The sequence below is a fragment of the Rubrimonas sp. genome, assembly GCF_036788415.1.
Taxonomy (GTDB): domain Bacteria; phylum Pseudomonadota; class Alphaproteobacteria; order Rhodobacterales; family Rhodobacteraceae; genus Rubrimonas.
Genome location: NZ_DAIQNN010000123.1, coordinates 1 through 6,465 on the forward strand (window position 1 = coordinate 1; position 6,465 = coordinate 6,465).

The 6,465-nt window shown below is 71.6% G+C and carries 7 protein-coding genes; all 7 read left to right on the forward strand.

The features are described from left to right. Positions 1-492: FAD-linked oxidase C-terminal domain-containing protein (locus tag V7Q31_RS16470; RefSeq protein ID WP_333834948.1), on the forward strand; the 492-nt coding region annotated here is incomplete at its 5' end. Between the two features lie 17 nt (positions 493-509). Beyond that, entirely contained in the window at positions 510-1,664 is a 1,155-nt protein-coding gene (locus V7Q31_RS16475; RefSeq protein WP_333834954.1) for an FAD-binding protein, read from the forward strand. An 18-nt stretch (positions 1,665-1,682) separates the two neighbouring features. Next, positions 1,683-2,975 (forward strand): glycolate oxidase subunit GlcF, encoded by a 1,293-nt coding sequence (gene glcF / locus V7Q31_RS16480; RefSeq protein WP_333834949.1) that lies wholly within the window; start codon positions 1,683-1,685, stop codon positions 2,973-2,975. 47 nt (positions 2,976-3,022) lie between these two features. Continuing rightward, on the forward strand, positions 3,023-3,742 hold the full coding sequence (locus V7Q31_RS16485; protein ID WP_333834950.1) for a trypsin-like serine peptidase: 720 nt from the start codon (positions 3,023-3,025) through the stop codon (positions 3,740-3,742). 42 nt (positions 3,743-3,784) lie between these two features. After that, complete coding sequence (locus V7Q31_RS16490) at positions 3,785-4,483, forward strand: trypsin-like serine peptidase (RefSeq protein ID WP_333834951.1); 699 nt, start codon at positions 3,785-3,787, stop codon at positions 4,481-4,483. Between the two features lie 144 nt (positions 4,484-4,627). Further along, on the forward strand, positions 4,628-5,083 hold the full coding sequence (locus tag V7Q31_RS16495; protein WP_333834952.1) for an Hsp20 family protein: 456 nt from the start codon (positions 4,628-4,630) through the stop codon (positions 5,081-5,083). A 199-nt stretch (positions 5,084-5,282) separates the two neighbouring features. After that, on the forward strand, positions 5,283-6,465 hold a 1,183-nt coding region (locus tag V7Q31_RS16500; RefSeq protein ID WP_333834953.1), incomplete at its 3' end, for an AMP-binding protein.

The following is a 6,465-nucleotide window of genomic DNA, read 5'->3' on the forward strand; positions in this document are numbered from 1 at the left end:
AGCCAGAGCGCCGACGAGAGCAAGCGCATCTGGCTCGGCCGCAAGTCGGCCTTCGGCGCGATGGGGCAGATCGCCGACTACATGTGCCTCGACGGCACCATCCCGATCTCGACGCTGCCGCATGTGCTGCGCCGCATCGGGGAGATGAGCGAGGACTACGGGCTCGGCGTCGCCAACATCTTCCATGCAGGCGACGGCAACATGCACCCCCTCATTCTGTTCGACGCCAACAAGCCCGGCGATCTGGAGAAATGCGAGGCGTTCGGCGCCGACATCCTCCGGCTCTGCGTGGAAGTGGGCGGCTGCCTGACTGGCGAGCACGGGGTGGGGGTGGAGAAGCGCGACCTGATGGGCGCGCAGTTCACCGCGGCCGACATGGATCTGCAGATGGCGGTCAAGGAGGCGTTCGACCCCGACTGGCTGCTCAACCCCGGCAAGGTGTTCCCGCTCGACGTCGTGGCGCGGCGGCGCGCGCCGAAGGAAGCGGCGTGAGCGTCGCAGCCGAGGCGCTGGCGCCCGCCTCCGAAGCCGAACTGGCGGAGGCGGTCGCCGACGCGGCGCGCGCGCGGCGGACGCTGGAGATCGTCGGCGGCGACACCCGAGCCGGGATCGGCGGGCCGGTCTCGGCGGATGAGCGGCTGACGACCGCGCGGATCGACGCGGTGACGCTTTACGAGCCGGCGGCGCTGACGCTGGTTGCGGGCGCGGGCGCGAAGCTCGCCGACATCGAGGCGATGCTGGCGGCGGAAGGCCAGCGCCTGCCTTTCGAGCCGGTCGACCACCGCGCGCTGATGGGGACGAGCGGCGCGCCGACGCTCGGCGGCATGGTCGCCGCCAACGCCTCGGGGCCTGCGCGGATCGCGCGCGGGGCCTGCCGCGACAGCCTGATCGGGGTGCGCTTTGTGGACGGCGCCGGGCGCGCGATCAAGAGCGGCGGGCGGGTGATGAAGAACGTCACTGGCTACGATCTGGCGAAGATGCTGGCGGGCAGCTGGGGCACGCTCGGCGTTCTGAGCGAAGTGTCCTTCAAGGTGCTGCCGGCGCCGGAGGCCGTGCGGACGCTGATCCTGCGCGGGCTCGACGACAGGGCGGCGGTGCGTGCGCTCTCAGCGGCGCTCGGCTCGCCCTATGACGTGAGCGGCGCGGCGCACGACCCCGCGGAGGGCGGGCGCACGCTGATCCGGGTGGAGGGCTTCGCGCAATCGGCGCAAGAGCGCGCCGAGGCGCTGCGCACGGCGCTGGCGAATTTCGGCGACGCGGAGGTCGTCGATCAGCCGGAGTTGTGGCCCGCGATCCGCGACGTGGAGGCTTTCGCGGGGCGCGCGGGGGCGGTCTGGCGCGTGTCGGTGAAACCCTCGGACGGGCCGGAGCTGGTCGGCGCGCTGACGGCGCAGGGGGTCGCGCAGGCGGCGCTCTACGATTGGGGCGGCGGTCTGGTGTGGCTGCTGACGCAGGCCGAGGGCGATGCGGGCGCGGCGGCGGTGCGCGCCGAGACGGCCTCGCGCGGCGGCCATGCGACGCTGATCCGCGCGCCCGAGGCGATCCGCGCGACAGTTCCGGTCTTTCCGCCCGAGGCCGCCCCGGTGGCGGCGCTGTCGGCGGCGCTGCGAGCCCGCTTCGACCCGCACGGCATCCTCAATCCCGGCCGCATGCGCGCCGCCTGAACACCCCCGGAGACACGCATGCAGACGAATTTCACCGAAGCGCAGCTGCGCGACGCCGCGACCGCGCGCTCCAACGAGGTGCTGCGCACCTGCGTGCATTGCGGGTTCTGCACCGCCACCTGCCCGACCTATCAGCTGCTCGGCGACGAACTCGACGGCCCGCGCGGGCGCATCTACCTGATCAAGGAAATGCTGGAGACGGGCCGCACGCCGGACGCCAAGACCGTGCTGCATGTCGACCGCTGCCTGTCCTGCCTCGCCTGCATGACGACCTGCCCCTCCGGCGTGCATTACATGCATCTGGTCGATCACGCCCGCGAATACATCGAGCGGAACTACAAGCGCCCCCTCCCCGACCGCGCGCTGCGCTGGCTGCTCGCGCGCATCCTGCCCTATCCGACGCGCTTCCGGCTGGCGATCCTCGGCGCCTGGGCGGGGCGGCCCTTCCGCCGCCTTCTGCCTGGCAAGCTGCGCGCGATGCTCGACTTCGCGCCGGCCACCCTGCCGCCGCCGAGCGCCTGGGACGAGCCGCAGACCTTCCCCGCGCAGGGGCCGAAGCGGATGCGGGTCGCCCTGATGACCGGCTGCGCCCAGCGCGCGCTCGACACCGACATCAACGAGGCGACGATCCGGCTGCTGACGCGACATGGCTGCGAGGTGGTGATCGCCGAGGGGATCGGCTGCTGCGGCGCGCTCACCCACCACATGGGCAAGACAGAGATGGCCCACCACGCGGCGGCCAGGAACATCCGCGCCTGGGCGCGCGAGATGGACGGCGCGGGCCTCGACGCGGTGGTGATCAACACCTCGGGCTGCGGCACGACGGTGAAGGATTACGGCCACATGTTCCGCAACGATCCGCTCGCGAAGGACGCCGCGCGGGTGGCTTCGGCGGCGAAGGACGTGACGGAAGTGATGGCGGAGCTCGGCCTCGGCCCGGCGGGCCATGCGCCCGCGCTGCGCGTCGCCTATCACGCCGCCTGTTCGCTCCAGCACGGCCAGAAGATCACGTCGCACCCCAAGGCGCTGCTGCGGGCGGCGGGCTTCGAGGTGGTGGAGCCGGCGGAGGGCCATCTGTGCTGCGGGTCTGCGGGCACCTACAACCTGATGCAGCCCGAGATCTCGGCGCAGCTGAAGGCGCGCAAGGTGGCCAACATCGAGGCGACGCAGCCGCAGGTGGTCGCGGCCGGCAACATCGGCTGCATGATGCAGATCGCTTCGGCCGCCAGCGCGCCGGTCCTTCACACCGCCGAACTTCTCGACTGGGCGACGGGCGGGCCGAAGCCGGCGAAGCTCGCTGGCGCGCGGTGAACGGAGCGCCCGGCCGCCGCGCCGCTCCGTTCGATTGACCGCGCCGCATGGCCGGGTTCGCAGCGATGCTCGCGGCCGTCCTGCTCTTCGCCGCGCCTGCGCAGGCGGACGGCAAGCGCATGCTGGAGGCGGATGAAGCGGGCGAATGGCTGGGGGTGGGGCGGCTCAATATCGCCGGGACCCGCTTCTGCACGGCGACGTTGATCGGCGAGCGCATCGCGCTGACGGCGGCGCATTGCCTCTTTCATCCGCGCACCGGGCGCGCGATCCGCGCCGAGGACATCGTGTTCGTCGCCGGGACCCGGCTTGGCGTCCATGCGGCGGCGCGGCGCGTCGCGCGCACGGTCGTGCCGCGGGGCTACCGCCACGCCGACGCACGCACCCCGGAGGCGATGAGCGCCGATGTCGCCCTCGTCGAATTCGCCGATCCGATCAGCGCGGAGGACGTCACCGCTTTCGAGGTCGGGCCGGAGCAGCCGGGCGAACGCTGGTCGGTCGTCTCCTACGCGAGGGACCGCGCGCATGCGCCCTCGATCGAGGACGACTGCCGCGTCGTCGCGGCGATGGGCGCATTGCGCGCGATCGACTGCGAGGCGACCTTCGGCGCGTCCGGTTCTCCGGTCATCGCGCGGGCCGACGGCGCGCGACGCGTGGTCGGGGTGATCTCGGCGATCGCCCGGCGCGAGGACCAGCCGGTGTCGATCGTCGTCATGATCGCCCCGCATATCGACTCCCTGATCGCCGATCTGCGCGCGCCTCGCCCCTGAGCCGGGCTTGTCGGGGCGGCGCGCTGACGTCAAAGTCGGACGATGACCCTCTCACCGCGCATATCGCTCGGCGTCGCGGCGCTTCTGGTGGCGACGGCGCTGACCGCGCAGGCCGACGAGCCCGTGCGCATCGCCGAGTCGCAAGAGCTGGGCTGGCGCGCCGTGGGGCGGCTCGACGTCGCGGGCGGGCCGTCCTGCACAGCCACGCTGATCTCAGACCGCGTCGCGCTCACGGCGGCCCATTGCGTGATCGATCGGCTGACGGGCGCGCCGCTGCGCCCGGTCCAGATCACCCTGCGCGCCGGTCTGCGCTATGGTCGCGCGGCGGGGGCCCAGCGCGCGCAGACTTTGGCGCTCTGGCCGCGCGACCGGCCCTTCGAAGCCTGCGCCGCCGGGCTCGCCGCCATCGGCTTCTCGGCGCCCTTCGACGCCGACCGCATTGCGGCGTTCGACGTCGGAGGGGACGCGCAGACCCTGTCGCTCGCCGGCTACGGCCCGTGGAGCCCCGGCGCGCCGACGGTGGAAAGCGGCTGCAGCCTGTCGGGCGCGGCGGAGGCCGCGCGCCTGACGGGCTGCGCCGCAGCGCCTGGCGCCGCCCTGATCGCCGAGGCGGCGGGGCGGCGCGCCCTCGTCGCCGTCGTCTCCGCCGATGACCGCTGCGGGCCCGAAGCGGCGCGCGCGCTTCCGGTCGCCCCGCATCTCGCCGATCTGCTCGACGCGCTCGCCACGGCGCCGCGCTGACTGTCGCCCCTCTTGACGGGGCCGCGACCGCTTCCCACCTCTGGCGGCGTCGGACGCCGCCATATGGGTCCGACGCCTGACCCGGTCGGTTCGTCCCTTCGCGGAGAGCCGGCCTCCATATCGCTTCCGATGGAGGATATGCCTATGCGCACTGTCGATCTCACCCCCCTCTACCGCTCCACCGTGGGCTTCGACCGTCTGGCCTCGATGCTCGACAGCGTCCTGAGCCATGACGTCTCGGCCCCGACCTACCCGCCCTACAACATCGAGAAGACGGGCGAGGACGCCTATCGCATCACGCTCGCCGTCGCCGGCTTCGCCGAGGACGAGCTGAGCATCGAGGCGAGGGACGGCGTGCTGACCGTCTCGGGCAAGAAGGCGCCAGTCGAGGAGCAGGGCCGCACCTGGCTGCATCGCGGCATCGCCGAGCGCGCCTTCGAGCGGCGCTTCCAGCTCGCCGACCATGTCCGCCCGACCGGCGCGACGGTCGAGAACGGGTTGCTGCATGTCGAACTGATCCGCGAAGTGCCCGAGGCGCTGAAGCCGCGGCGCATCGAGATCGCCTCGGCCCGGCCCAAGGCGCTCGAAGCCGCCGCCTGACCGGCGCGCTTCGCGCGGGCGACCGGAGGGGACGGCGCCGCCGTCCCCTTTTTCGCGGCGCCGCACCTAATCGGAGCGCCGCGCTCCGATTAAAAAAACGCTCGTTCAAATAGCATGATTGCTTGACGCGGACCGGCGCCAGGCGAAATATCCTTCCAACGAGCGCCGCGCAGACGGCGCCGAAGGGGAAGGATGCGCCGTGACGTCGCCGCCGAGCGACCTGCTGGACACGTTTCCGAAGCTGCTGGACTGGAACGCCGCGCATCGCGGCGCCCGGCCCGCGGCGCGGGAGAAGGCGTTCGGCATCTGGCGCAGCTGGAGCTGGGCCGAGGCGCGCGAGGAAGTGCGGGCCATCGCGCTGGGGTTGCGCGCCCTCGGCGCGCGTCCCGGCGACCGGGTGGCGATCGTCGGCGCCAACACGCCGCAGCTCTACTGGTCGATGGTCGCGGCCCAGAGCGTCGGGGCCGCGCCCGCGCCGATCTATCAGGACGGCGTCGCCGAAGAGATGGCCTATGTGCTCGACCATTGCGAGGCGCGCTTCGCGGTGGTCGAGGATCAGGAGCAGGTGGACAAGCTGCTCTCGATCAAGGACCGCCTGCCGAAGCTCGAGCAGGTCGTCTATGTGGACCGCCGAGGCCTGCGCAATTACGACCACCGCGCGCTGCACCACATCGAGGACCTCAAACGCATGGGGCTGGAGGCGCGCGCGCGCCACGAGCCCGAGATCGAGCGGATCGTCGCGGGGCAGAGCGGCTCGGACGTGTGCGTGATGCTCTACACTTCGGGCACGACCGGGCGGCCAAAGGGCGTGGTCCTGTCAAACGACAACATCCTGCGCACCTCGCGCGCCTCGGCGACGTTCGACGGGCTGCGCGAGACGGATTCGGTGCTGGCCTATCTGCCGATGGCCTGGGTGGGCGACTTCATCTTCTCGATGGGGCAAGCCTATGTGAGCGGCTTCTGCGTCTGCTGCCCCGAAAGCGCCGAGACGATGATGACCGATCTGCGCGAGATCGGCCCGAGCTATTTTTTCGCGCCGCCGCGCATCTTCGAGACGATGCTCACCAATGTGACGATCCGGATGGAGGATGCCGGCGCGCTCAAGCGGCGGATGTTCCATCATTTCATCGAGCACGCGAAGAGGGTCGGGCCGGACCTGCTCGACGGACGACCGGTGGGCTTAGCCGACAAGGTGAAATACGCGCTTGGGAACGCGCTGGTCTATGAGCCGCTCAAGAACGCGCTGGGATTAAGCCGCGTGCGGGTCGGCTACACGGCGGGCGAGGCCATCGGGCCGGAGATCTTCCAGTTCTACCGGGCGCTCGGGGTGAACCTGAAGCAGCTCTACGGCCAGACCGAGGCGAGCGTGTTCATCACCCAGC

Bases quoted from the DNA above. Each gene is read 5' to 3' on its own strand.
- glcF (WP_333834949.1), top strand. From the start codon at position 1,683: ATGCAGACGAATTTCACCGAAGCGCAGCTGCGCGACGCCGCGACCGCG.
- V7Q31_RS16490 (WP_333834951.1), top strand. From the start codon at position 3,785: ATGACCCTCTCACCGCGCATATCGCTCGGCGTCGCGGCGCTTCTGGTG.
- V7Q31_RS16495 (WP_333834952.1), top strand. From the start codon at position 4,628: ATGCGCACTGTCGATCTCACCCCCCTCTACCGCTCCACCGTGGGCTTC.
- V7Q31_RS16485 (WP_333834950.1), top strand. From the start codon at position 3,023: ATGGCCGGGTTCGCAGCGATGCTCGCGGCCGTCCTGCTCTTCGCCGCG.